Consider the following 26,436-nt stretch of genomic DNA (forward strand, 5'->3'; position numbering starts at 1 on the left):
GATGATTAATTGAGTAATGGGTACTGGTAATATCTAAAAAATCTAATTTTTGTCTCTCAGGATATGCTGTAAACTGTTCAATAAGTCTTGTGCCGTGAAAGGTTTTGGCAAAACTAGTTGCACATTAGCATTGACAACTTCGCTCAAGCCTTCATGGGGATTAAAGCCACTGCAAGCAATGATTTTGACTTGCGGATTCATTTTTTTCAAAGTGAGAATTGCTGTTAGTCCGTCCATTTCGGGCATAATCATATCCATCAGTACAGCTTTGATTTGGTGCTTGTGTTGGGCATAAAGTGCGATCGCTTCAATACCGTTACTCGCAGTCAAAATTTGATAATTGTAGTTTTCTAAGACGATGGTAGCAATTTCTAGAATTTTTGCTTCATCATCAACCATTAAAATTAATTCGCCTGCGCCTAAAGGTGCTGCTAAATTTTCGCTTCTTGTTCCTTGACAGCCTTCGACTGCTGGTAAAAACAATTGAAATTTAGTTCCTTTGCCAACTTTGCTAGAAACATTCAGAAAACCACCATGACTTTTAATAATCCCTAGCACTGTCGAAAGACCTAATCCTGTGCCTATACCAATTTCTTTGGTGGTAAAAAATGGCTCGAACATTCTATTTAATACTTCTGGCGGCATTCCCATACCATTATCAGCTATGGTTAACTCGATATAATTTCCGGCTTGAGCATCCAAATTCATTTGGGCATAGGCTTGATCAATCAATCGGTTTTCGGCAGAAATTTCGATTTTACCGCCATCTGGCATGGCATCACGGGCATTAACAACTAAATTCATTAGCACTTGATGTAGCTGGGTAATATCTCCAGATACAGCCGACAAATTTTCAGGAATCGTGATGGCAAATTCAATGGATTTGGGAAATGTTTGTTTGACAATCAACAGCATTTCCGAAACTAAGTGCTTAATGGAAATAATCGTGCGATCGCCTTTAAATCCCCGCGCAAAAGATAATACTTGTTTCACCAAATCTGCACCACGTTTGGCATTATTTTCAATAATTGTCATTAACTGATAATAACGCTCGGTGTCTGGGTTAAATTTCAATTTTAATAGTTGAGATGCTGCCAAAATCGGGGTTAAAATATTGTTCAAGTCATGGGCAATGCCACCAGCTAGATTCCCCAGGCTTTCTAATCTTTGGGTACGAAAAAACTGTTCTTCTAATTGTTTTCTTTGGGTAATATCTGTATCAACAATCAAAATAGATTTGGGTTGTCCTGCACTATCGTGCATCAGTGTCCAGCGACTTTCGACAATAATTTCTTTGCCAGATTTGGTAACTTTATGTAATTCGCCTTGCCAAGTACCAGTATTAAGTACTTGTTCTATGGCAATGGGAATTGTGCCTGAAGGTTGTTGAAATAAAAGTTCATCGGCGTTTTGGTTAATTGCTTCTTGGGCTTGCCAACCATACATACGTTCCGCACCTTGATTCCAAAAAAGAATCTGATTTTGCAAATCTCGCACGACGATGGCATTGGTGACAATATCTAGTAAAGCGGCTTGTTCTTGAATTTGCTGTTCAGCTTGTTTGCGTTTGCCGATATCTGTGGTTGTTCCCGTCAATCGGCTGGGTTGGTTGTTTTCGTCGTAGTACAGTTGACCAGTAGAATTGAGCCAGTGAATACTACCATCAGGCCAAACAGTCCGATATTCCACAATAAATTTCACACCTTGTTGAAGAGTAGCAGTCACAGCCTGAGTAAAAGTTTGCCGATCTTCTGTATGCACTAACTCCAAAAAATCTGTTGTTGTTGGACACAATGTCCCATTATGTAAACCATAAAGTGACCCCATATTGGCAGACCAAAGGGTTTCATTCGTCGGAATCTTCCATTCCCAAATACCCATGTGTGCTGCTTCTAAAGCTAAACTGAGTCTGGCTTCACTCTCACGCAATGATTCTTCTGTATGCTTGCGTTCAGTGATATCTTCAACAATTCCCGCGTAATAACAAATATTTCCTTGTTGATCCCGCATTGCAAAGGTGCGATCCCATACCCAACGCATCAAACCATCAGGACGTAAAATGCGATATTCGATTTCGGTTGCTTCTCCAGCCAAATGTTGCGTTACCACTTGATCAACGCGATCGCGATCGTCTGGATGTACCGCATCCATCCATGATAGAGGCTGTTCTTGCAAACTCTGGCGAGAACGACCCCAGATTTTTTCATAAGCTGGATTAATATACAAAAATTGCCTGGTTTGGGGGTCTTGGCACCAAATAAAAGCTTGGATATTTTCAGCAAAATGCTGAAATTTTGCCTCACTAGCCTGAAATGCTGCATCTTTTCGTTCGGAATCAAGCCTATCGTGATTTTGCCAAGCTGCTTCAGCTTTTTGGTATTCCGAGATTTCCTGCTGCAACCGCTTGTTTTCTGCCACGAGTTTTTCTAACTCATTTTGAGTGTGGTGCAGTTTTTCTTCTACCATCTGAAGTTTTTTACGAGTTGGTTGAAATTCTTGCTGAATTGGGGTAAATGTCGGCGATTTATATTTAATTCCCTGTGGGTGATGATGGTGAGTAGAACAACTTACGCAACTAATTTGGCGATAATTATTTTGTGGTTGCTGTAAAGCTGTTCTGATACCTAGTATTGTGTCACGGTTAAAAGCTTGGATTAAAACACTAGCAGTCGTAATTCCCTTTAATTGCCCTTGGGTATCTACAATTGGCAAATAACTAATTTGATAGTGTCGCAATAGTGACCAAGCTGTGAATATATCTGTTGCATAACTTTCTTTGAGAGTAATCAAGGCTGTCACCATCACCTCAGACACCTTGGTTTTAGTAATATCTACTCCCGATGCAATTATATTTACTACATCTTTGGTGGTAATTATTCCTAATAAATATCCACATTCTACGACCAAGATGCAGCTATTTTCTTGTTGAGTCCAAATATCAGGCTGTAAATATCTATTTAAGCCAGTCAGCGACTGATTTTGAGTTAGCTTCTGACTCATCAAGATAATAGCATCGACTAGATAACTATCAGGACTAATCATTAAAGGAGAAAAATTAATCAGATAATCTAAAGTCGGCAAATTAATTAGCTGATCTTGTAGTCGCATGGTTAATTTGTTTATTAAATGTATGTTCTTAACCTGAAAGCAAGTTAGAGAATGTAATCTATAGCAAGTCAGTGTTAAATATCATTGATTAAAATTTAATAGCGTATTGTGCAGAATTAACTGCAAAATGGCATTTTTTTCTTAAAGGCAGTCTAAATCTCGCTTACAGAGTCAATGGATATTCAGTGCTAGACTATTTATCCGATTTTGTGTGTTCAAACTCATTTTATTGTCAAATGCCCATGAGAGGATCTATTGATTCAAAAAATAAATCTGATTAATTCTGGGGTTAAAAATGCTTTGATGGCTAATAAATGTAGCTTTTTATTCCTGCTATTAAATAACCAAGCTTATCACTACAAAGAGTTTCAAAAAATTTGTCGACGAAAACTTCAGTAATTAAGTTCTAAAAGCTACACATTATCCTATGTAATAAATCTATAGGATATATAGGAATAAGGTTTGATTCCTGAATCTAGTTGTGTAAGCAGGGAGTAGGGAGTAGGAAAGACGGCTGATCTGGGTGTACTAATTTTTTTCATAAATCAAATATGAGTCCTATATTAAGTTTTTGACTTATTGCTGAATAAAAAATCTAGCCATTTTGATATGTTTTGGGAATTAAATTGCCAAAATGGCAAGTCAAAAGTCAGATTAGCGGAATTAATACGATATTTTTGGCCACTATCTGCTTGTAGCTTGAGATGCTGATTGAGTAATTTAAGTTAAATCAAGTAAAGTTTAAATTTTACTTATGTTTGCCATCATGGCGTTCGATGGTGATATTTTAGTTCTTCAGATAAAAAAATCAAACAACAGCTAAGTTGTAAACTAAATCACAACTCTAACTGTAAAAAAACTGAAAATAAGGTAAAAATTTTTATGGATTTTCAAGATTTTCTCAGACATAAATTTACTCATGTTGTAATGGGCGAATTCAAGCCAGGTAAATTTGAAGCTGCCAAAAAACTTTATGAAGAAGCCGTATTAACTTATACACAAGGTTTCAAAGGAGCCTATCTGTTACAAGAACCAGGAACAGACAAAGGTATATCGATAATTTTTTGGGAAAGTGTAGAAGATATGGAAGCGAATCACAGTCAGGTTTATCAAGACATTTTGAAACAGATGATGCCTTTATTTGCTGAACCGCCAAAAACAGTAGTTTACGAACTAGTTTGTGAAATCACCCCTAAAGAGAAGGAAGAAGTCTGAAGTAAAGTTCTATCCCCCTTACACCCTAAAAGGTGAGAGAAAAAAGGTGTGGGGAGTGTGGGGAGTATGGGGGGAAAGATTTCTTTACCATCCTCCCACCCTTCCCACACCTCCCACACCTCCCACACCCCTGGATTTCTCTCTTGTGAGAAATCCAGGCCCAAACCCTGGCACCCGTAAACCCAATCTCTACAGATAATCTTTGTGCGTAAGTCTTGGTCTCGTTGCTGCTAGGATTTAGCATAGTACAAGTGAACTGCAATAGGTATAGAATGTCTGAATTGATTCTGTTTTGGCATCGCCGGGATTTACGCATTGGGGATAATACTGGACTAGCTGCGGCCAAAAAGCAAAGCCAGAAAGTAGTGGGTGTATTTTGTCTTGATCCTAATATTCTTGAACGCGATGATGTTGCGCCTGTCAGGGTAGAGTATATGATTGGCTGCTTGCAAGCATTACAAAAGCAGTATGCCCAAATTGGTAGCCAACTTTTGATTCTCCATAGTGATCCTATACAAGCAATTCCAGCTTTAGCGGTAGCTTTGCAGGCCAAAGCTGTGTTTTGGAACTGGGATGTAGAACCATATTCGCAAATACGCGATCGCAATATAATTGATGCACTCACAGAAAAAGGCATTCAATTCCTCAACGAAAATTGGGATCAAATCCTGCACACACCGACTGAAATTCGCACAGGGAACAATTCGCCTTACACTGTTTACACCCCCTTTTGGAGAAACTGGAGTAGTAAACCCAAAGCAGCACCAGCAGAAACCATCGAAACTGCTGAAGGACTAACACCAGCCGAACAAGAAATTGCTCAAAATATAGGTGCAATTCCATTACCCACCGCCAAAGATTTAGGATTTATTTGGGATGGTGATTTAATTCTGCCACCCGGTGAAGCAGCAGCCCAAGATAGATTAGCCGAATTTACCTATAAAGCCATTACCGAATACCAAGAACAGCGCAACTTCCCCGCCACAGACGGTACATCTCAACTCAGCGCCGCTTTGAAATTTGGCGTAATTGGGATTCGCACTGTTTGGCAAGCCACAATTGCAGCACAAGAAAATAGCCGCAGTGAAGAAACAACAGCTAGTATCCGCACTTGGCAACAAGAACTAGCGTGGCGAGAATTTTATCAGCACGCTATGTATCATTTTCCCGAATTAGCTGGAGGTGCTTACCGCGATGTCTTTAAAAACTTTCCTTGGGAAATTAACGATACACGCTTTCAAGCTTGGTGCGAAGGTAAAACAGGCTACCCCATAGTAGATGCAGCGATGCGCCAATTAAATGAAAGTGGCTGGATGCACAACCGTTGCAGAATGATTGTGGCGAGTTTCCTGACCAAAGACTTGCTGATTAATCCGCAATTAGGCGAAAAATACTTTATGCAAAAGCTAATTGACGGAGATTTGTCAGCAAATAATGGTGGTTGGCAATGGAGTGCTTCTAGTGGGATGGACCCTAAACCTGTGCGGATTTTTAATCCCGCCAGTCAAGCACAAAAATTTGACCCTGATGCTGAATATATTCGCCAATGGTTGCCAGAATTGCGTTCTATAGATAGTGAATATCTGGTAACTGGTAAAATTACACCACTAGAACGTCGCGCTGTCGGCTACCCTGAACCCATAGTGGATCATAAACAGCAGCAACAGAAATTTAAGCAGCTTTATCAACAGCAGAAAGAAATAATGGTTTTTCAGTAGCTATAGGAATCCGGCTTGATTTCCGAATTTATACCAAATTAAAACATGATTGCGACAGATGGATGACTCAAAAGCTTACCGATCAACCCTTACCCAATCCAAAATCTGTCTTGAAAAGTTTGCTCAAGTCGGGGAACCCGCCCACGCAACTTTTCGCAAAATCTAAAATCCCAAATGGTATTACTTGTGTAGATAGGGATTTATGGGACTCAGCCAACTAGAATTTTGATGCGATCGCTACGTGTAGTGTAACTTCAAGCTGATTGACAAATGTGGCTCAAGGCGCAATGATGCGGAATTGTCCCAACTTCTGCTGTGGCTTATGAGTAAAATGGTGAAAGACCTACCAGGAAATCGCCATTCGCTGATTCTTCACTCTTAAATAATCGTGATCTAATAGCCGATGAATTCTCCCCAACCTCCCCAAAAGCCACAAACCATACTTGGTCAACTGACTCAAGCCGTACATACAATTCAAGCTAGGGTTGATTTTTCCAAGCTGGCGCTGAAGCCAAATGCTAGAGTCCCGGAACTTTGGGTACAGGATGCGGGGGCGGATAAGGCGGAGGTCTACCCATTGTTGGGCGATCGCTATATTCTAGGACGCAGTTCTAAATCTTGCGATATCGTCGTTCGTAACCCGGTTGTCAGCCAAATTCATCTGTCTTTGTCGCGGGACTCTACCCAACGCAAACCTGTGTTTGTGATTCGAGATGAAAACTCAACCAATGGTATTTATCTGGGGAAACGGCGGCTGACTTCTTTAGAAATGCGGCATGGCGATATCATCACTCTAGGGCCGCCAGAACTAGCAGCATCAGTCAGACTGCAATATGTCGATCCACCAGCATGGTATGTCAAAGCTGGAACCTGGGCAGGTTATGGGGTTGCTGGTGCTAGTGCTTTGTTCGCCTTGGTCATTGGTGTGGAATGGCTGAAGTTTTCCGTGAGTCCTTTACCAACAGCCACTCGCGCCCCAGTCATAGTTTATGCCCGTGATGGCTCAACTCCTCTACGTGAACCAAGAACAACTTCTCACGTAGATATGAAGCAATTGCCAGACTTTGGCCCTTACTTAGCTAATGCAGTCGTCGCCTCCGAAGATAGCCGTTACTACTGGCATGTTGGTGTAGATCCCTTGGGGATTTTACGGGCAGTATTAATTAATAGCCGCAGTGGCGATTTACAACAAGGGGCGAGTACAGTTACTCAACAGGTAGCGCGTAGTTTATTCCGTGATTACGTTGGTTCCCAAGACTCCCTAGGACGAAAATTGCGCGAAGCCATTGTGGCGCTGAAGTTAGAAACTTTTTATAGCAAAGATTATATTTTGCTGACTTACTTAAATCGCGTGTTTTTGGGGGCAGATACTTCCGGTTTTGAAGATGCAGCTAAGTATTACTTTGAGAAGTCAGCCAAAGAACTCACCTTAGCCGAAGCCGCAACATTAGTGGGTATTTTACCTGCGCCCAATGCGTTTGATTTTTGTGGTGATGGCCCGAATAAACTAGAAGCTGCTGATTACCGCAACCGTGTAATTAAGCGGATGCTGGAAATGGGTAAAATCTCCCAAGAAGAAGCAAATCGGGCGAGACGTTCTACAGTGCAAGTCAGCCCGAAAGTGTGCGAACAGCAAGCCAAAACCATTGCACCTTATTTTTATAATTATGTTTTTCAAGAACTCGACTCAATCTTAGGGGAAGGTGCGGCGAGGGAAGGAAACTACATCATTGAAACCCAACTTGACCCGGCAATTCAAGCCCAAGCCGAAGCATCACTGCGAAATTCTGTGAATAATGATGGTTCCAGCTTTCGTTTTTCCCAAGGGGCGATCGTTACTTTAGACTCCAAAACAGGTAGTATTTTGGCAATGGTGGGTGGTACTGATTACCGCAAAAGTCAATTTAATCGTGCTGTCCAAGCCAAAAGACAACCAGGTTCTACCTTTAAAATTTTTGCCTACGCCGCAGCCTTACAACAAGGTATTTCCCCCTATAAAACTTATTCTTGCGCCGCTTTGCCTTGGCAGGGTTTTACTTATAAACCTTGTCGTTCTGGTGCTGATGTGAATATGGATATTGTCACAGGTTTGGCACTGTCAGAAAACCCCGTTGCTCTACGAGTCGCCCGCGAAGTCGGTTTAAATAAAGTTGTGGCTATGGCGCAAAAATTGGGAGTAAAGTCACAACTTGATCCGGTTCCTGGTTTGGTACTGGGTCAAAGTGTGGTGAATGTTTTAGAAATGACCGGGGCTTTTGGTGCAATTGGAAATCAAGGTGTGTGGAATCCTCCCCACGCCATTAGCCGCATTCTCGACAGTGGTGATTGCAAGGATAGTAAAGATTTAAAAACTTGTCGTGTGATTTATTCTTTTGACCAAGACCGAGAGGCTAACAAGCGAGTTTTGTCTACAGAAGTAGCAGATGAAATGACTACTTTAATGCGAGGTGTAGTTACAAGAGGTACAGGACGAGGTGCGTCAATTGGTTTGGGAGAAGCTGGTAAAACAGGGACAACTGATAAAAACGTTGACCTTTGGTTTATTGGGTTTATTCCTAACCGCCGATTAGTCACAGGTATCTGGCTAGGAAATGATAATAATTCCCCCACTTATGGTAGCAGCGCCCAAGCTGCTCAACTGTGGGGGAGGTATATGGGTAGAATTGCTAGGTAGTTAGGTGGTCATTTGTTATTTGTCATTGGTCATAGATCATTTGTAAGAATTTTAAATGATCCATGACCTATTGTTCTTGATTTACCTCGTCTTTAACTCAGCACTTTGTCACCTAGTGACCTAATAGTTTATCTCGCAGATGTTTGATGCGATCGCGCAATTTTGCCGCTTCTTCAAATTCTAATTTTTTGGCGGCATCTTTCATCTGGGCTTCTAGCTTGCCAATCAATCCGGGAATCTCTTCTAAAGGTAATTCATCAATATGTTCATCAACAACTTTTAAGTCGGCACTATTCAACCTCCTAGATACATCTAAAAACGACAAAATAGCGTTACTGGATTTTTTGACAATTGGTTGTGGTGTAATGCCATGTATCCGGTTATATGCCGTTTGAATGTTACGCCGTCTTTCTGTTTCTTCAATGGCTCTAATCATGCTGTTGGTTAAATTATCAGCATATAAAATCGCTTGTCCACGAATGTGCCGCGCCGCCCTCCCAATGGTTTGAATTAAAGAACGTTCAGCACGTAAAAAACCTTCTTTATCAGCATCTAAAATTGCCACTAAGGAAACTTCTGGTAAGTCTAAACCTTCCCGCAGTAAGTTTACTCCAACCAGTACATCAAAATTTCCTTCGCGTAAATCTTGAATAATTTCAATCCGTTCAATGGAATTAATTTCAGAATGCAAATACCGCACTTTAATACTATGGTCTTGCAAATATTCTGTTAAATCTTCCGCCATCCGCTTAGTTAATGTTGTAATTAACGTTCTCTCTTGACGGTCAACTCTGTCTTTAATTTCTCCTAGTAAATCATCAATTTGCCCTTCGGTGGGACGCACAGAAATTTCTGGGTCAATCACACCTGTGGGACGAATTACTTGCTCAACAATGTGATTTTCCGAAATTTCTAATTCCCAGTCTCCAGGTGTTGCCGAAACAAAAATACATTGGTTAACTTTTTGCCAAAATTCATCTGCTTTTAAAGGACGATTATCGGCGGCACTAGGCAGACGAAATCCATGTTCAATTAACACTTTTTTCCTGGCTTGGTCGCCGTTATACATTCCCCGAATTTGCGGCACACTCACATGAGATTCATCAATAACTAACAGCCAATCTTTCGGAAAATAATCAATTAAACATTCTGGTGGTTCGCCTGCTTGTCGGCCTGCAAGGTGACGGGAATAGTTTTCTACGCCGTTGCAATAACCAACTTCGCGCAACATTTCTAAGTCGTAACGAGTGCGCTGATCTATCCGTTGGGCTTCTAATAATTTGCCGGTTGTTTCTAATTCTAGTTTTTGCTGTTTTAATTCAAAGGCAATATCTTCGCAAGCAACTTCTAAGCGTTCTTCTGGGGTGACAAAGTGTCGCGCTGGGTAGATATTGACAGCTTCTAAACTCGAAATAATTTCGCCTGTTACCGGGTCAATATAGCGAATTGCATCAATTTCATCACCAAAAAATTCCACCCGAATAATTCTATCTTCGTAGGCTGGGCCGATTTCTAACACATCACCCCGGACGCGGAAACGTCCCCGACCCATTTCTAAATCGTTACGGCTATATTGTACTGAGGCTAAATCGCGCAAAACTTCCCGTTGATTGACTTCCATCCCAATTTTTAAAGGTATGGCTGCTTTTAAGTATTCGGCGGGAATTCCTAAACCGTAGATACAGCTAATAGATGCAACGACGATCACATCTCGACGTTCAAACAGCGATCGCGTCGCTGAGTGACGCAACATATCAATTTCATCATTAATCGCAGCCGTTTTTTCAATGTAAGTGTCTGTGACTGGGATATAAGCTTCTGGTTGATAGTAATCGTAATAGCTGACAAAATACTCAACTGCATTTCTGGGAAAGAACTCACGTAACTCATTACACAGTTGTGCAGCTAAAGTCTTGTTATGTGCCAAAACTAAGGTTGGTTTACCGATTTTCTCAATTACTGCTGCTACTGTAAAGGTTTTGCCGGTGCCTGTAGCTCCCAGTAAGGTTTGGTAACGATTACCCGATTCGATACTGGAAACAAGTTGTGCGATCGCTTGTGGTTGATCACCTGTAGGTGCAAAGGGAGCTTGAAGACAAAATTCTGTCATACAGTTTTACCTTTCTCAGTGCTGAGTGCTGAGTGCTGAGTAAAAAGTGCTAAGTACTATTGTATGGTTCTAAATGCTTCACTATGTTAGAGCGAAATTTTTTTATCTCAAATAGATAACCCACCTGTGAGTGAATGTGTTTTCAACTCAGCACTCAGCACTTTCAACTCAGCACTTATGATTGGAAATACCCTATCTCATGGTAACGATACCACTCTGTACCTGTTGCCCCACAGAACCTAAATGAATTAATAGCAATATTTTTTTACAAAAATTGATACTTTAAATTTACTTATGTGTAAGTTTTGAAGATAATTATATATATGCAAGGTTTTTTAAGGGTAAACTTTGATATATGGGAAAAAGTCTAATTTTTCCTCAAATATTGTAAAGTTCATTTAAGAAACCAGAGGTAGAGTTTATGAGCATCAGCAGCACGGGCAAAGCAGCTAGTCCTCGCCAAAGACGTGCCAAGCTCAAGGGGGAAACAACGGTGGAAGTTGAAAACAATCAAGGCCAAACTGTGAATAACGATAAAACCACTCAAGATACAGAAAAATCCGACAAGCCCGGAACCCTAGCCATTGCTGGAGTTCGCCCAATTGCTGGTAGCGATTTACAAGTGGCAGAAACAGTCTCAATCGCAGGTATACGTCCCATTTCTGCTAGTAATTTAGAAGTAGTAGAGACTATCAACGTGATGGGTATTCGCCCCATTGCGGCTAACACTATCAAAATTGTTGATAGTATCAACCTCTCTGGTTTGCGTCCTATTGCTTCTAGCGCCTTGGTAATTTCTAGCAGCTATTCTGTTATGGGGAACCGTCCAGTGGCTTCTAACACTATTGACGATTCTGAAATTCTTATGGGTTTTATCGACTAGAATACAAAAACATCTTTAATTATTTCAACAGCCCGAACTCTTCACGAGAGCGGGCTTTTTAATTATTTAATTAGATAAAAATATCGATTCATCTAATTATCTAGATAACGTAATTATGATGTTTATTGGTTTCAGATCACCGACTTCTTAAAGAAGTTGTTCACATCTTACAGGAGTTGGTTGATTGCAATTCAGCTAGGGTGGGCAATGCTAAAAATTAGCTCAAACCTTGATTTTTACGTTGTAAGCATTGCCTACCCTACGGTTATTGAAAATAGTGCAAGATATGAGTTTGGAGATTTATTTACTATTCCTCATTATATCTAGCTTATTTTGATTCTCTCTCTTTTTATATAGACGAATAATATATCTTGTGGCAGAAGGCTGGAGCTAAAATATCAAGTTATTTTGTAAGAGTAATCACCTAGAAAATCAAAGTCAATTCACAACTTTGAATCTAAGTTTACATAATATTAGGAGAGTAAAATGAGTTTAGAAGAACGCGCCAAAGCTACTGCCAAAAATATTGAAGGTAAAGCTCAAGAAGCACTAGGTAACGTAACTGGCGACCCTAAAGATAAAGCGGAAGGCAAAACAAAACAAGCCGAAGGTGAAGTACGTCAAGGTATGGAAGATATCAAAGATTCTGTTAAAAAAAAGCTTGACTAGAACTAATTCTAGTTAGCAATTAATCAAAAGATGGGGAGGGTGAAAGGGTGTAGAGGTGTATCCAAAATCCTGACATCTATAACCTTTTATCCCTCCATCTCATCTCCATACACAATTTTGTGCGTAAGTCCTATACAAGTAATTTGACTTATTTAAAAGGTTTATTTTGGGAGTGAAATAATGATATCGCTGGAGCAGATTCGCAAAACTGCGATCGCAGGTATTTTAATTGTAATTTTAACTATAACTACCGCCTGTGGTGGCACTACAGTCAGCCAAGCTGACCGCACAACCAATCCACCTGTAATTGGACGAGATGTCACTTACAGCGAACTAGAAAGAGGTAATACCCCTGGTGGTCAAACTTTTGGTAACTGGGTAGTACAAACTTCTAGAGGCTTAATCAAAGATGCTTATGTCAGAGATAACAACAAATTAGGCGTTGTAATTTCTCGTGACGTTCGTCCTAATGAAGTGAGACCGTTAGCTAAATCTTTAGTTCAAGGCTTTCGGAAAAATTTCCCCAATCAAGATTTAACTGTTTTGGTTTACGACCCTGACAAAAAGTTAATTTTGACGACTCAATACGATGTCCAGACTAATCAAGTCAAGTATAGCTAATTAGAGTTGTAACTATACCCATTTGATTGAATTTAAACTTAAAAAATTCAGAATTTTGCAGATAAAATTCGGAATTTTATTTTGAAGCAGGAGATAAAAAAGTGTCAACTAGCGAAGAATACAGAAAACAAATCATGCAAGATTTAGCTCAAGGTGATGTGGAATCATTAGATGATCCATCAACTAATGCAGCTACTCAATACGATAATTTTGATGATTTCGCTCAACGTACAACTACAGATCAACGTCGTCAATTATTTGGTCGTTCTCTTCATCCAGAGAGCATTCCTAGCAGCCAAATGGAGCCAGAATTACAAAAGGCGATCGCTCAAATTAAACCAAATGAACGAGATGATGTTGCTCGCGCCTTTTTCAAACATTTGAAAGGTAGAGGTTTGGATGACCGCCACTTAGAACAACAACTAAGTCTTTCTACTCACAACCCCAACCGGATGAGTGCTGATGATGTTAGCAAACTAGCTTCTTTTGCTTATCATAACCATCCAGATATTTTCCGCGAAGTTCTAGCCGAACAACCAGGTATTCTTAAATTCCTCAGTAACCCTGTGGTTGCCGCAATTATAGGTATTGCAGCCGCTAAATGGTTAGGTAGCCATAAATAAGTTTTTTCTGGAGAGTAAGACAGTGAGGTGGGTAAAACCACCTTTTTTTATGGCTTTTCAGCTATTCAGTTTAAATAAATTAATAAAACATTTAAAATCTCAATCTAAACCATAAAATATTTCACATTTTTTACATAAATTTGTTTATGGCAAACTAAGCAATTAGCTTATTTCTTTTGATATATCTCTATTAACCATAATCAAAACTCTCGGCAGAGACATGATGATTTTTCTTTCGCTAAATATATAATTAGAGTCTTAAAAAATATACCTAGCATCATAAGTTGTCCCATAAAATATTGATATATGTATAATTCATCTTGAGTTATATGGGTAATTATGGTGCATCTAGGCAATAAATTCAGAAGCCTGAGAATTGAAAGTTCAAAAATCTCAAAATACTACCAATATATATAGTCAGATGATGCTTACCAAACCAGAAGTAAGAAAAACAATAGAAATCAACAATTCTTATTTAAGCCGCAGTGACCATCAAGCAGAAAAAAACCAACCTCAAGGCTTTAATATTCCAGATGCAGCATTATATTTAAGTCCTGTAGGTCTACTGTTTAGTTGGGTAATTTTTTTCTTGATATTAAGAAAAATCAAGAGATTTCTAGATAATAAAATGGTATTCAGCGTCAATACCTTGCATCAAGTCCCTTGCAAGAATTGTCGATTTTATGCTAACAATCATTATCTTAAATGTGCAGTACAACCTTCTATTGTGCTAACTGATGAAGCTAAAAATTGTACAGAGTTTTCTGATAAAAAAGATAAATCACCAGAAAAACCATTCTTTCCGAGAATAGACTAGTAGAACAAGGCAAAAGTAAAAAGAAATAATAACGATACCACAAATCTTTGAGCAATTTCTTATGGTCACTGAGCGTACTTGTACTGAGCGACTTGCCTTGAGCGTTCGCGCAGCGTCTCCGTCAGGAGAAGTCGAAAGGAGCAGAAGTAGCCGAAGTGTGGTATGTTTATTTACACTTCTTGTAATAGTAGCAGCGTGAAGTCAAAAAGCTGATCAAATAGGCTTTTCACATAATTTTAGAATGGTTGCTCTGTTTAAACCTTGGTGTTTAACAGCTTATCCGGTGTGGTTGTTGAAATTCCCTGTGCAGTCTGGAAATGGTGAATGGGGACTAAGTGTATAAGATAATTATTTCCTTTCAGTATGAACCCTTGTATTTATCTTGGTAAGTAAAGGAATAATCAATTAGGATTGATTGAGCAGGTACAGAAAAAACACTGCTGAATTACTTAAAAAATAGCAGCCATAGTACCGAAACTCAATAATAATCAAACCAGTACCGGAGATTTAGGTAGAAAAATTACTAGAAAAGTAGAGATGGCTAAGTATTGATCCTGATACTATTTAGACGGACAGAACTTTATACTACAGAAGTGATGTTTATAACTTCATCATTAATCACTTACTCATAACAGGGGTACACTGACTGATATTATTAGATTCTTCTTGCCAAAAGCAGAAGGAAGCCAAGTTTAAAGATTTTATTTGGCAACTCGTCTTTTTACTCATAAAATCTAAAGACAAGCTCAAGTTCCCTAGAACAGTAGCCTTAGTATCCCCGTCTGGTAACAAATCAGGGTTAAAAAGCTATCACGAAAACTCAAATGCTAGAAATGGTAGATCGGATCAATGATATTGCTTGGCAAGCTCACCAAGGTAGCGTTGCTGCAATCATTCAATTGTTAAACGAAAAGTTAGCCGACTCTGGTGTCAGAACTAGGGCTATCTTCGCTGATGGAGTCTTACAACTTCTGTGTGAGGCATCTAAAATAGAGCAACTGGAACAATCAACACTAGTAGAACAAATCCAGAAAATTCTGGAATCGATCGCACCACGTAATATTCACCGAATCAATATTAATAGCCGTATTGTTAGAGAAGAACAGCTACTGTGGCTCAAAGAAATTTCTCTCGACCCCCAAAATCAATTACTGTGGTCACAGGAAATTACTTTAGCGCAACCACACATAGTTAAGCAGCTAATTCAAGACTTCACCCAAGCTACAACTCACCTAACACAGTCAAATCTGCTCAAAACTCAATCTGCACGTAATTCTGTACTCATTAACAGAAACAAATATCGATATTTACCCAAAACCAGAATCCCAACAGTTGTAAGTTTGGGCTTTCTGTTGTTATTGGGTTGGCTTGTATACGCTCAGTTAGGTGATAGGCTAAAAATCCTAGTTCAATTAGAAACCCCCAAGCCGGTTACTACCACCAAACCTAAAGAAAACAAACCCGTAGCACCAGTTAATAACGCTCAAAATAATCTTGGCGATCCTGAAGAAGTGAATGATCCTTTTGGTTCAGCAGTGCGGATTGCCAACCAAGCTACCATTAATGGCAAAACAGCTACAACTTCAATTCAGTGGTTAGATTTAGCCGCTAAATGGCAACGTGCATCTGATTTAATGGCAGCAGTACCACCAAATCACACTCGCTATCGAGAAGCGCAGATTCGTACTGAACTATATAGGAAGTATAGTGAAGCTGCTCAAAAAGAAGCTCAGAAAAGCCCTTCCTAAGCTACCACTCTTTGTGAATAACCATAAATCTCCTTTTTTCTATACAGATGTAACAAATACTAAAAAATTATTAACCTTTGATTGAAGTGGAAGCAATATAACTGTTTATGAAATGACACAAGTTTGTCATCAAAATGTCATTTCTATCAGTCAAACTGAGTTTATTCAGATAAAACAAGGTGTAAGTGTGACGCGGCGGGATTTCCGCCTTTTTTATTGTAGGTGCGTGCTGGCGATCGCATTTTTGCCAAAACATCATCACACCAGTAAACTTATCAGTGATAATTAGTTAATATAATAACTTCGGTTTGATATCCGCAATCAATATCAATAATCTGTGATCTAAAAAACATCAATTAATTCGATATAAATCATCATAAAATATTGATTTGATGCTTTATAGATTTTTTGAAAACTTGACTGATTCTTGAGAAAAATTTTGTAATTATCTTCTAGGATGGTAAGGGTACACAAACGTGTAACTATCAAGCCACACACTGAAAATATAATTCTAATTCATGATTAGTATCGCAGCAGAAGTTCAAAACTGGCTGCAACTAAGCCGTTACATTAATCGCGGTAGTGTTTATTTATTCGCTCCAATGGTGAATTTTAATGTGATGGCTGAAGTTGGAGACACTCCACCCTGATTTATTATCAAATTACTTGCCAAAAATCCTATTCCTATTGAGGAATAGCATCAACGGCATATAAATAGAAAAACTCACCTTTGCCATCATGAATGGCTGATAATTTTGTGTGAGTAAGTTGCATCAGTAACAATGCAACTCACTAAGTCATGCCTCATCAATAGTTTTTCATGTACCATTAGACTTTCATATTTTTTGGTACAGCAATTACTTATCTAATCATCAAACTCTTACGCTACAACAATGGGTAGTCAAATTTATGCTGGTTAATTTAAATCATCAACCAATTTTTCTCGTTTGTGCTGCTGATAATAACTATGCAATGCCTTTAGCTGTCACAGTTCGTTCAGCTTTAGCCAATCTGAAAAATAATCAAAAAATCTCACTATTAATTATCGATGGTGGCATTAGTCAATCTAACAAACGTAAAATAATTCAATCATTCAATCCCGAACAAATAAATATTTCTTGGGTACAACCAGACAACAAAATATTTGAGAATCTAGTTTTATCTAGGCATCTCACAATTAGCTGCTATTATCGCTTGCTAATTACTGAATTTTTACCCAAAGAAGTTAATAAGGCAATTTATTTAGATAGTGATATGGTCGTCACAGGAGATTTAGAAGAACTATGGAATATTGATATTGCCGATAACTATGTATTAGCAGTACAAGATGACGTACAGCTATATATATCAATGTCTCAAGGATTGAGAAATTATCAAGATCAAGGCTTATCTCCAGACACTAAATATTTCAACTCTGGGCTGTTAGTAATTAATCTAGATAAATGGCGCACGGAAAATCTGGGATTAAAAGTTATTAATTATCTCAGAGAGAATATAGAATATTCACCAGATGATCAAGATGGTTTAAACGCGGTTATAGCTGGTAAGTGGGGAGAACTTCATCCCAAATGGAACCAAATGCCAAAAGTGTATAATGATCTATCATCAGAAGATAGTCCATATCCAGAAAATGTACTTCAGGAAATATTGAATCATCCTGGCATTATTCATTTTACTAATGCGCCTAAACCCTGGTATGCGGGATTACGTACAGAATGCCAACATCCAAAAAAACATTTGTTTTTTGAATATCTTGATATGACATCTTGGAAAGGATGGCGAGATACTTATTGGAGAAGGTTAGGTCGAAAAGTTGGTAAACTCACCTTACTCAATACTTCTAAATTGTAGTCAGCGTAAAATCCCAAATCATTTAGAGACGTTATATGTAACGTCTCTAAAGCATTCCACGAATATGCAAACTGCTGTATGATTCACGCTTATTTAGAAGTAACACCAGAGATTATATACTTCTGCCACATTTGCTCGTAAGCTGCTTCCATTTCACGGGCAAATTGTTTACCATTCCACAAAGGTGCAGTCTGGCGAGATGCTTTCAACTTTCTGGCTACTTGCTGGCGTAAATTGTCATCTTTACCCAAGCGCACACCCCACTCGACATATTCGGTATCTGTCCAGGCGATACCTTCAGTGATGCCAGCATTAACCAACATAGTGTAACTGTTACGTGCGGCAAATTGCTCGCCAACTCTTGTCACTAAAGGAATACCCATCCACAAAGTTTCTAAAGTTGTTGTCGCACCATTGTAAGGATACGTATCTAAAACTACATCTGCAATGCCTAAATTAGCCCGATGAGACGCTTCTGATGGTGCGTCCGGTAAAAACCGCAACCTTTCAAGCTCAACACCTTCTTCTTCAGCTAATTGATAAAAGAAGCTTTTAATTGATTCTTCTTCAGCATCACCTTTAATTAAAAAGTAGCTCTTAGGTACTTCCTTAATAATTTTCATTTGCAAGCGTGCAGTATCAGGATGACGTTTAAAACCCCGTTGTCCGCTAAAATAAACTACTGCATCAGCAGGAATCTTTAAATCATCCCGGCGAATTGTAGGTATGCCTACTTCAAAACCATCAACGGCTATGTATGTTTGTGGTAAACGCCAGATTTTTTCGCTGTAATATTCATCTGCTGATTCTGGTAAAACATAAGGATCAGCAATAAAGTAATCAATTGCAGGAATTCCTGAAGCATCCCACCCTAACCAAGTTACTTGAATTGGTGCAGGTTTGAGAGCCATAATTCCACAAGTTAAGTCTAAGGTAATACTATCTAAATCAACCAAAATATCAATTTCATCTTGAGCAATTTGCTCTGTTAACGCTTCAAGATTAGATGATTTATGAGAGTAATAAAATTGATTTAAATACCATTCATGTAAAGGATCAAATACAGGATTGCAAATCAGATAATAACCATTAATTTGAAAGCGATCGCGGTCATGGTGTTTAATTAACCATCTCGCCAACCAACCAACAGAATGGCTTTTAAAACAGTGAGATAAGTAACCTATTTTCAGATTTTCTGTAGTTGATAATATTTTTGTAGAGCGTCTTTTTTTATGCTTTTCTACTGCTTCTGGAATATAACTTTCAATATTGTTTTGGCAGATTCGTGATAAGCTATTACGTAGATTTCTAAATGCTTCTGGTTTGTCGTAAAAATAGGGAGTGAAATAGTTAGTATTAAATAATCTCGATATTTGTAAAGGAGTTAATTCATTAGGATTTAACTCCTTTAACTCTTTCAAAAGTAGTTCATGTTTTTCCCAGGTTTCACAAGCTGCTTGCCAATTAGTACCACCAGAACTGATTAAACTTTTAAGAATTAAATTGTTGGCAAATATTTTATCAGTTAATTCTGTAGATAAAGAATATGATAGTTTGGCAGTTTCTATGCCCTTAGTATATTGACCAAAGTTAATATACATACCTGTAAGATAGAATAGAATTTCTCTATTCTTAGGATCTAAAGTTAAACTAATTTCTAAAAAAGCAGCAGCTAGTACTACTTGTTTTTGTGCATAACCAATATTAACTGCTACTGGAACTACAATATTTACGAAAGTATTGGCTTGAGACTGTTCACGAATATAGGGAAGACAAGCCTTAGTAAATACTATTGATGATGGATGTAAAGGAGCATAATTTAAAATAGCCTCTAAAACTGATGCTAGTAATTCCCAATCTACTGCTATTGGTGGCTCAGACTGTAATATTTCAATTATGCCTAACTCGTCTAATTCATCACCTGTATAGTTTTCTTGTTTAATCTCTAGCTTAATTAAATGTAATAAATTAAAAATATCTGTTGGACAAATTTCCCTAATTTGCTGGCGAATAATGATAGCATTAGTATTATCTTCGATACTTTCTATTCTAGTTGCTTCTTGATTTAAAACTACCCCCAACTCCTCTGTCCATTGACTAATGTTATTTTCTTCATTCTCCATTATTGCCATAAACCAAGTAGTTTGGGCTTCAGCTTCTTGCCCTTGTAGCAAAAGCATCAGACCCAAATACCAATAGTAAGATTTGTTATTAGGTTCAGCATCAATTAGCTGTTCATAAATTTGAGTTGCTTGATAATAATTTCCTTGAACTAGGTATTTATAGGCTTTTTTATTAAGTTCTACTAAATCTTGTGTTGCTAAGAGTGCAGACATTTCAATACTCCTCATTTACTACTAACAAATAAAACAAAGTGAGTAGTTAAAAATGTCACTACTCACTTAATGCAGATTTCAAATACTATTAACTAGCGATCGCACAACAAAAAGCATTTTTTACATTAACCACCCAGAGATTTAAAGTTATTAGGACAGCTAGTAACGCCGGTTGCAGCTACAACCACAGTTGTACCTGGTACGTTTGCTTCACACGCAAAAGCAACTGTTAATGCTTCATTGGTTTGAGTGTTACCTGTGATGGTACCAACAATTCCCAGATAAGCTTTCAGAGCAGGTTTAATAGCATCTGCTTTATTGGAAATGATACCAGCGATATTAGTACCGCTACCTTTAATTTCACTACTGTATTTGTAGTTATCAGTCTGGGTTTTAATCCCAACACCTAGCTGTGTTAATTCAGTTGTAAAGGATTGATATTCCAAGAAGTAAGCTTGTTGAGCGCGGTTAATTGCACCGATACCATTTCTAGCTTCTGACTGCTTGGCTTTGTTAACTTGACCAAGCAAAGAAGGTAAGGCAATAGCAGCCAAAACACCAATAATAATTACTACCACGAGCAATTCAATCAAGGTAAAACCTTCATCTGCTCTATTCTTACGATTATTCAGGTGTTGCAAAAATTTAGCTTGAAGTTCAGGTTTGATTGCGGGCTTCATTGAGAGTTTCTCCTCTGGGGGGTGAGATGTATTATTCTTGACTTCTAGGCTTAAGTTACCCACTTGTTTCACGTTTCATATCACCTACAGCAAAAAATTCTGAAAATTTGCCGAATGTGTTTTATGCACAACGTTCTAAAAGCACATAGAGAAAGACTTCCAGTTTGCTCAACAGATTTTGAACTTGAACACAGGCTTGTGCATAACTCATCGGTTCTAAAGTGACAGCATCTATTGGCTTAATCAGTAACCAGCGTTGTACTAAGGAGTCAAATGCTTGCTCTCCCTCCCAGAGAGGTAACAAGCAAGCAACTAAGTTGGTATCTAACTCTACAGGCCCCTTTAAGGGAAGATTTATATAGTTAGCAACTGACCATGAACTACCTTGAGTGATGCAGTTAATCAAATCTTGTTTGATTTGTTCTGTTCTTAATTGAGGATGCAGATGTACTTTTGTACTTTGCCAGTCTGCTAATGTCCACTCAGAAATTGACTCAAATAACTTTCCTTGATGGGGATGACCACACCAGAAGTCTAGTAAACGGTGAGCAGGATGTAACAATTCAAATATATGTAACTGATCCTCTAGTGGAAGTTCAGGGAGGCTCATGGCTAGAAAAACTGGCAAATCATCTCGATTTTTAAATAAATCCATTAATTCCCAGTGTCGCCATTGCACCATACTGATAAATTCCAGATCAGCAGCTTGCAACATGGCAAACATTTGTTTAACTGTGTAGCCTTTATCTCCTTGGAGTAAATGATTCACTAAAGTTAAATTAGGTGCTTGCTCAAAGGCGCTATCCCAAGCTCTTTGTTTGAGAACTACATCATCTTTCAAAGATCCCATAATTTCCCGAACTAATTCAGCTTCCAATTCTAAGGGTGTACCATCCATTAAACCCATTAGTTGAAATAGTTCTTGAGCTTGGTAATAATAAAATCTTTGGCGGTAACTATGTAAGTTAGTATGAATAATTCCATGCGGTTGCAAAACAGATTTCATGGCTTGCAACCCTAAAACTGGATCTGGGAGTAGATAAAGAGTTTCATCACAGTTGATATAGTCAAATTGCATCCCTAACTGGGATAGATCCTCAATGGAAAGTGTATAAAATTCTGCATTATCAAAGCCATGATATTGCAAGCGTTGACGGGCTAATTTTACGGATTCTGCTGATAAATCAACACCGATAATTTTAGCATCAGGATTGGCCTCTGCTAAGGCTAGTGATGTGTAACCAGAACCACAACCCGCATCTAAAATAACTTTATCTTTAGTATTTATAATTTCTTGATTTCTTAAATAGAAAGATGTGACAAAATTACAAACATAAAGCAAATTCAATTTATTTTTGGGTGTTTCCTCAACAGAATTATTAGGGTATGGAATTGCTTCAAACTGCTGACGAATTTTCTCTTTTAAGTCTGATGTTGGGTTATTCATAGGTAAATTGCTCCTGTGATTGCATTCTCCACAGTCTGCCCCAATACCTGTATATGGCAGAAGCATGACTTAAAAGAATTGCTTAAGTTTGAGTATTCCCATTTATCTGCCTTTCCTCTCACTCTATAGTTATGTTATATTAAGCGTAGTCATTATGAGTTCGTATAGATATATGTCTAACCCAACAGTAGAAAACGTAGTGATTATCGGTTCTGGGCCAGCAGGATACACCGCCGCCATCTATGCAGCACGAGCTAACCTGAAACCCGTTGTTTTTGAAGGTTTCCAAGCTGGAGGATTGCCGGGTGGACAGCTGATGACAACGACGGAAGTAGAGAACTTTCCTGGCTTCCCGCAAGGGATTACGGGGCCGGAACTGATGGATCGGATGAAGGCACAGGCCGAGCGTTGGGGGGCTGAGTTATATACTGAAGATGTGATATCTGTTGATTTAAGCCAACGTCCGTTTACTGTGCGCTCTGAAGAAAGAGAAGTTAAAGCTCACAGTTTAATTATTGCCACTGGCGCAACGGCGAAACGATTGGGTTTACCCAGTGAACATCAGTTTTGGAGTCGGGGAATTTCTGCTTGTGCGATTTGTGATGGTGCAACACCAATTTTCCACGGTGCAGAGTTGGCGGTAATTGGTGCTGGTGACTCAGCCGCAGAAGAATCAATTTATCTGACTAAATATGGTTCTAAAGTGAATTTGCTGGTACGGTCTGATAAGATGCGGGCTTCTAAAGCTATGCAAGACCGAGTTTTGAGTAACCCGAAAATCCAGGTGCATTGGAACACAGAAGTTGTAGACGTGTTTGGCAATGGTCACATGGATGGAGTAAAAGTTCGCAATAATAAAACCGGTGCAGAAAGCGAAATTCACGCCAAGGGTTTATTTTATGCGATCGGTCACACTCCTAACACCTCCTTATTTAAGGGACAGCTAGAACTGGATGAGGTGGGTTATATTCTCACAAAACATGGTTCTGTAGAAACTAGTGTTGAAGGGGTTTTTGCTGCTGGTGACGTGCAGGATCATGAATATCGCCAAGCAATTACAGCTGCGGGGACTGGTTGTATGGCGGCGTTGTTGACAGAACGTTGGTTATCTTCTAGTGGTTTAATTCAAGAGTTTCATCAAGAAGCAACAATCAATAATGAGTTAGAGACTCAGCCAGCCCAAAAGAAAACGGAAGCGGAGGAAGCAGCCGGGTTTAATTTACAGTCAACACGCCATGAAGGTGGTTATGCTTTACGCAAATTATTCCACGAAAGCGATCGCCTGCTGATTGTCAAATACGTTGCGCCCGGTTGCGGCCCTTGTCATACCCTCAAACCCATACTCAATAAAGTAGTGGATGAATTCGACGGCAAAATCCATTTTGTGGAAATTGACATCGATAAAGACCGTGAGATTGCCGAAAACGCTGGCGTGACAGGTACACCGACTGTACAGTTCTTCAAGGACAAAGAACTGTTGAAAGAAATCAAAGGCGTGAAGCAAAAGAGCGAGTATCGCCAGTTGATTGAAAGCAACATTTAGGGGAGTCGGGAATGGGGAATGGGGAATGGGGAATGGGGAATAGGGAAGACAAGACGCAGGAAGCAATAGAGAAAGAAATCCAGGGGTGTGGGAGGATGGTGAAGAAATCTTTCTTCCCACACCTCCCACACTTCCCACACCTCCCACACTCCCCACACTCCCAACTCTCCACTCCCCTATGTACAATGGTCAGCGTATCTTGCTAAATGCAGGCGATCGCTCATGACCATAACTAAACGTCAGCTGCCAACTTTTTTACGTTTTGCCAAAAATCCGAACCTGTCCCAAAAATTAATGATTATTGGGTTAGCCATCACCCTGTTTTTTATCTTTTTGGCATTTTTCGCCCCTGTAATGCAGGCTTGGGGATGGCTACAAAACCCCAAAGATTTTCTTGCTAACCCTATTCAAGAAGCACCATCGGCTAAATATTGGTTTGGGACTAGTCGCTTGGGTCATGATGTATTTTCGCGCACTTTGTTTGGCGCTCAAGCTGCTTTGCAAGTGGTAATTTTAGCCACGGCGCTGAGTATGGTGATTGGTGTACCTCTGGGGATGGTGAGTGGCTATCTTGGCGGTAGGTTAGATAAGGTGTTGCTGTTTTTGATGGATAGTATTTATACCTTACCGGGATTATTACTTTCTGTGACGCTGGCCTTTGTTGTAGGGCGAGGGATATTAAATGCTGCGATCGCTATTAGTATTGCCTACATCCCCCAATATTACCGCGTGGTTCGCAACCATACAGTGAGTGTGAAAACAGAAGTCTTTATCGAAGCTGCACAAGCAATGGGCGCTTCTACCTGGATTGTGCTGTCGCGTTATTTATTTTTCAACGTCATTCAAAGCGTCCCTGTACTATTTACCCTCAACGCCGCCGATGCAATTTTAGTATTGGGCGGTTTAGGCTTTTTGGGTTTAGGGCTACCAGAAGAAGTTCCAGAGTGGGGACATGATTTAAAACAAGCCCTGGAAGCATTACCTACAGGGGTTTGGTGGACGACACTATTCCCTGGTTTAGCAATGACATTCATGGTAGTAGGGTTATCCCTACTTGGTGAGGGGTTAAATGAATTTGTCAATCCTCGTTTGCGGGGAGAAAATGGGATTCGGAAATAGTCATTTAATACTGAAAAGTTACCAGTCTGTTTACTGATAACTTTTCACTGTTAACTGATAACTGATAACTGGAGAGATGCGTGTGAAAGATAACCTTAGTTTAATTGCTGCTGCTACGGGTGGATTTATGCTTTCTGTTGCTCTGGCGGGGATTTTGAGTGGTACACCAGTTGCAGCTTCGCGGGGGCAATCAGGTTTTAATTATTACCCAAATACTAGTCTGCAAGTTGCTGCTGCACGTTCTGATGAATCAACCGATTACATCACAGACAAGGACAAGTGATACATTTTTGTATCACAACTGAAATGTGGGATATGCAATAGTGATTAAACCAGAAGTAATTGGGATTGATGTTGGGGGAACAGCAATTAAGCTAGGGCGGTTCAGCCAAGATGGTACTTGCTGGCAATCATTAACGGTGGAAACGCCCCAACCAGCAACTCCAGAAGCGGTTTTGAGTGTGATGGTAGATGCGATCGCGCAAGTTGACCCAGATAATCAAACTATTGCTATTGGTGTCGGTACTCCTGGCCCGGCGGATGCTACAGGACGCATTGCTCAAATCGCCATTAACTTACCCCAGTGGCATAATGTCCCTTTAGCTGACTGGTTAGAAGCCAAAACAGGCAAACCCACTGTCATTGCTAACGATGCGAATTGTGCAGGAGTCGCCGAAGCTTGGTTAGGAGCCGGTCGTAACTGGCACAATTTTATTATGTTGACCTTGGGAACCGGGGTTGGTGGCGCAATTATTCTGGATGGGAAATTGTTTGTCGGACATCGTGGCGCAGGTGGCGAACTTGGCTTAATCACCTGCAACCCTAACGGCCCAATGTGTAACAGTGGTAATCAAGGCTCTTTAGAGCAGTATGCTTCAATTATTGCCATTCGTCGCCGCACAGGAAAAGAACCTGCCGAATTAGGCGCTCTGGCTGAGGCGGGAGATAGTGACGCTTTGGCTTTTTGGCAAGAATATGGCAGAGATTTAGGAACGGGGTTAGCGAGTTTAATTTATGTTTTAACACCAGAAGCGATCGTCATTGGTGGTGGTGTCAGTGCTAGTTTTAAATTTTTCTTCCCAGCCGCCAAAGCAGAAATTGAACGGCGAGTCATGGCGACTTCGCGTTTTGGGTTACAACTTTTGCCAGCTGAATTGGGTAATTCGGCGGGAATGGTAGGTGCAGCAAAGTTAGCCTGGGAAAGTTGTATAAAAATTTAGATGATCGTTTCCGGCTTTTTTGATTGACATATCAAGTTTTTTTGAAATATTATT

21 protein-coding genes are annotated in these 26,436 nt (G+C 39.5%); 16 read left to right on the forward strand and 5 right to left on the reverse strand.

The genetic code is table 11. From position 1 onward, the window contains the following. Positions 1 to 42: 42 nt before the first annotated feature. Positions 43 to 3,108, reverse strand: coding sequence for a PAS domain S-box protein (locus tag H6G28_RS20990; RefSeq protein ID WP_190673775.1), 3,066 nt, complete (start codon positions 3,106 to 3,108; stop codon positions 43 to 45). An 882-nt stretch (positions 3,109 to 3,990) separates the two neighbouring features. Between H6G28_RS20990 and H6G28_RS20995 the strand changes: the two genes are divergently transcribed. From H6G28_RS20995 to H6G28_RS21005, 3 genes are all read left to right on the forward strand, one after another. Continuing rightward, a complete protein-coding gene (locus H6G28_RS20995) occupies positions 3,991 to 4,323 on the forward strand; it encodes an antibiotic biosynthesis monooxygenase (RefSeq protein WP_190673778.1) in 333 nt (110 codons plus the stop codon). A gap of 272 nt (positions 4,324 to 4,595) precedes the next feature. Next, a complete protein-coding gene (locus H6G28_RS21000) occupies positions 4,596 to 6,041 on the forward strand; it encodes an FAD-binding domain-containing protein (RefSeq protein ID WP_190673781.1) in 1,446 nt (481 codons plus the stop codon). Positions 6,042 to 6,444: 403 nt separating this feature from the next. After that, complete coding sequence (locus H6G28_RS21005; RefSeq protein WP_190673796.1) at positions 6,445 to 8,715, forward strand: transglycosylase domain-containing protein; 2,271 nt, start codon at positions 6,445 to 6,447, stop codon at positions 8,713 to 8,715. Positions 8,716 to 8,827: 112 nt separating this feature from the next. Here the strand turns inward: H6G28_RS21005 and uvrB are convergent, their stop codons facing one another. After that, positions 8,828 to 10,825 carry an excinuclease ABC subunit UvrB gene (gene uvrB, locus H6G28_RS21010; RefSeq protein ID WP_190673799.1) on the reverse strand — a complete coding sequence of 666 codons (1,998 nt, stop codon included), beginning with the start codon at positions 10,823 to 10,825 and terminating at the stop codon, positions 8,828 to 8,830. A 421-nt stretch (positions 10,826 to 11,246) separates the two neighbouring features. Between uvrB and H6G28_RS21015 the strand changes: the two genes are divergently transcribed. The 9 genes from H6G28_RS21015 (at position 11,247) to H6G28_RS21050 (ending at position 18,037) form a co-directional block, all read left to right on the forward strand. Further along, positions 11,247 to 11,708, forward strand: coding sequence for a hypothetical protein (locus tag H6G28_RS21015; protein WP_190587894.1), 462 nt, complete (start codon positions 11,247 to 11,249; stop codon positions 11,706 to 11,708). A 486-nt stretch (positions 11,709 to 12,194) separates the two neighbouring features. Then, positions 12,195 to 12,377 (forward strand): CsbD family protein, encoded by a 183-nt coding sequence (locus H6G28_RS21020; protein WP_190587895.1) that lies wholly within the window; start codon positions 12,195 to 12,197, stop codon positions 12,375 to 12,377. 180 nt (positions 12,378 to 12,557) lie between these two features. After that, complete coding sequence (locus H6G28_RS21025) at positions 12,558 to 12,998, forward strand: hypothetical protein (RefSeq protein WP_190587896.1); 441 nt, start codon at positions 12,558 to 12,560, stop codon at positions 12,996 to 12,998. A 101-nt stretch (positions 12,999 to 13,099) separates the two neighbouring features. Next, positions 13,100 to 13,621 carry a hypothetical protein gene (locus H6G28_RS21030; protein ID WP_190673802.1) on the forward strand — a complete coding sequence of 174 codons (522 nt, stop codon included), beginning with the start codon at positions 13,100 to 13,102 and terminating at the stop codon, positions 13,619 to 13,621. Positions 13,622 to 14,045: 424 nt separating this feature from the next. Further along, positions 14,046 to 14,438 carry a hypothetical protein gene (locus tag H6G28_RS21035; protein ID WP_190588303.1) on the forward strand — a complete coding sequence of 131 codons (393 nt, stop codon included), beginning with the start codon at positions 14,046 to 14,048 and terminating at the stop codon, positions 14,436 to 14,438. An 833-nt stretch (positions 14,439 to 15,271) separates the two neighbouring features. Next, entirely contained in the window at positions 15,272 to 16,186 is a 915-nt protein-coding gene (locus H6G28_RS21040) for a hypothetical protein (RefSeq protein ID WP_190673806.1), read from the forward strand. Between the two features lie 112 nt (positions 16,187 to 16,298). Then, positions 16,299 to 16,475: a hypothetical protein gene (locus H6G28_RS21045; protein WP_190587898.1), complete on the forward strand. Its 177-nt coding sequence runs from the start codon at positions 16,299 to 16,301 to the stop codon at positions 16,473 to 16,475. Positions 16,476 to 16,704: 229 nt separating this feature from the next. Beyond that, entirely contained in the window at positions 16,705 to 16,836 is a 132-nt protein-coding gene (locus H6G28_RS37405) for a hypothetical protein (protein WP_277877191.1), read from the forward strand. A gap of 259 nt (positions 16,837 to 17,095) precedes the next feature. Then, positions 17,096 to 18,037, forward strand: coding sequence for a glycosyltransferase family 8 protein (locus H6G28_RS21050; RefSeq protein ID WP_190587899.1), 942 nt, complete (start codon positions 17,096 to 17,098; stop codon positions 18,035 to 18,037). A gap of 89 nt (positions 18,038 to 18,126) precedes the next feature. On the opposite strand, the gene H6G28_RS21055 is transcribed toward H6G28_RS21050, so the two are convergent. The 3 genes from H6G28_RS21055 to H6G28_RS21065 form a co-directional block, all read right to left on the reverse strand. Next, a complete protein-coding gene (locus H6G28_RS21055) occupies positions 18,127 to 20,373 on the reverse strand; it encodes an O-linked N-acetylglucosamine transferase, SPINDLY family protein (protein WP_190673808.1) in 2,247 nt (748 codons plus the stop codon). Between the two features lie 125 nt (positions 20,374 to 20,498). After that, positions 20,499 to 21,053 carry a type IV pilin-like G/H family protein gene (locus H6G28_RS21060; protein ID WP_190673811.1) on the reverse strand — a complete coding sequence of 185 codons (555 nt, stop codon included), beginning with the start codon at positions 21,051 to 21,053 and terminating at the stop codon, positions 20,499 to 20,501. Between the two features lie 121 nt (positions 21,054 to 21,174). Beyond that, positions 21,175 to 22,500: a class I SAM-dependent methyltransferase gene (locus H6G28_RS21065; protein ID WP_190673814.1), complete on the reverse strand. Its 1,326-nt coding sequence runs from the start codon at positions 22,498 to 22,500 to the stop codon at positions 21,175 to 21,177. Positions 22,501 to 22,672: 172 nt separating this feature from the next. Here H6G28_RS21065 and trxB point away from each other — a divergent pair, with 172 nt between their 5' ends. The 4 genes from trxB (at position 22,673) to H6G28_RS21085 (ending at position 26,382) form a co-directional block, all read left to right on the forward strand. Then, complete coding sequence (trxB, locus tag H6G28_RS21070) at positions 22,673 to 24,043, forward strand: thioredoxin-disulfide reductase (RefSeq protein WP_190673817.1); 1,371 nt, start codon at positions 22,673 to 22,675, stop codon at positions 24,041 to 24,043. A gap of 222 nt (positions 24,044 to 24,265) precedes the next feature. Then, entirely contained in the window at positions 24,266 to 25,162 is an 897-nt protein-coding gene (locus H6G28_RS21075) for an ABC transporter permease (protein WP_190673820.1), read from the forward strand. An 82-nt stretch (positions 25,163 to 25,244) separates the two neighbouring features. Beyond that, on the forward strand, positions 25,245 to 25,445 hold the full coding sequence (locus H6G28_RS21080) for a hypothetical protein (protein WP_190587906.1): 201 nt from the start codon (positions 25,245 to 25,247) through the stop codon (positions 25,443 to 25,445). Between the two features lie 40 nt (positions 25,446 to 25,485). Then, complete coding sequence (locus tag H6G28_RS21085; protein ID WP_190673835.1) at positions 25,486 to 26,382, forward strand: ROK family protein; 897 nt, start codon at positions 25,486 to 25,488, stop codon at positions 26,380 to 26,382. Positions 26,383 to 26,436 lie beyond the last annotated feature (54 nt).

The sequence above is a fragment of the Nostoc sp. FACHB-190 genome (assembly GCF_014696905.1).
Lineage (GTDB): Bacteria > Cyanobacteriota > Cyanobacteriia > Cyanobacteriales > Nostocaceae > Nostoc_B.

Coding starts and splice junctions, on each gene's coding strand:
- H6G28_RS21035 (WP_190588303.1), top strand. CDS start 14,046: ATGCTTACCAAACCAGAAGTAAGAAAAACAATAGAAATCAACAATTCT.
- H6G28_RS21075 (WP_190673820.1), top strand. CDS start 24,266: ATGACCATAACTAAACGTCAGCTGCCAACTTTTTTACGTTTTGCCAAA.
- H6G28_RS21055 (WP_190673808.1), bottom strand. CDS start 20,373: ATGTCTGCACTCTTAGCAACACAAGATTTAGTAGAACTTAATAAAAAA.
- H6G28_RS21005 (WP_190673796.1), top strand. CDS start 6,445: ATGAATTCTCCCCAACCTCCCCAAAAGCCACAAACCATACTTGGTCAA.
- H6G28_RS21060 (WP_190673811.1), bottom strand. CDS start 21,053: ATGAAGCCCGCAATCAAACCTGAACTTCAAGCTAAATTTTTGCAACAC.
- H6G28_RS21000 (WP_190673781.1), top strand. CDS start 4,596: ATGTCTGAATTGATTCTGTTTTGGCATCGCCGGGATTTACGCATTGGG.
- H6G28_RS21015 (WP_190587894.1), top strand. CDS start 11,247: ATGAGCATCAGCAGCACGGGCAAAGCAGCTAGTCCTCGCCAAAGACGT.
- H6G28_RS20995 (WP_190673778.1), top strand. CDS start 3,991: ATGGATTTTCAAGATTTTCTCAGACATAAATTTACTCATGTTGTAATG.
- trxB (WP_190673817.1), top strand. CDS start 22,673: ATGTCTAACCCAACAGTAGAAAACGTAGTGATTATCGGTTCTGGGCCA.
- H6G28_RS21025 (WP_190587896.1), top strand. CDS start 12,558: ATGATATCGCTGGAGCAGATTCGCAAAACTGCGATCGCAGGTATTTTA.
- H6G28_RS21065 (WP_190673814.1), bottom strand. CDS start 22,500: ATGAATAACCCAACATCAGACTTAAAAGAGAAAATTCGTCAGCAGTTT.
- H6G28_RS21045 (WP_190587898.1), top strand. CDS start 16,299: ATGACACAAGTTTGTCATCAAAATGTCATTTCTATCAGTCAAACTGAG.
- H6G28_RS20990 (WP_190673775.1), bottom strand. CDS start 3,108: ATGCGACTACAAGATCAGCTAATTAATTTGCCGACTTTAGATTATCTG.
- H6G28_RS21040 (WP_190673806.1), top strand. CDS start 15,272: ATGGTAGATCGGATCAATGATATTGCTTGGCAAGCTCACCAAGGTAGC.
- uvrB (WP_190673799.1), bottom strand. CDS start 10,825: ATGACAGAATTTTGTCTTCAAGCTCCCTTTGCACCTACAGGTGATCAA.
- H6G28_RS21050 (WP_190587899.1), top strand. CDS start 17,096: ATGCTGGTTAATTTAAATCATCAACCAATTTTTCTCGTTTGTGCTGCT.
- H6G28_RS21020 (WP_190587895.1), top strand. CDS start 12,195: ATGAGTTTAGAAGAACGCGCCAAAGCTACTGCCAAAAATATTGAAGGT.
- H6G28_RS37405 (WP_277877191.1), top strand. CDS start 16,705: ATGATTAGTATCGCAGCAGAAGTTCAAAACTGGCTGCAACTAAGCCGT.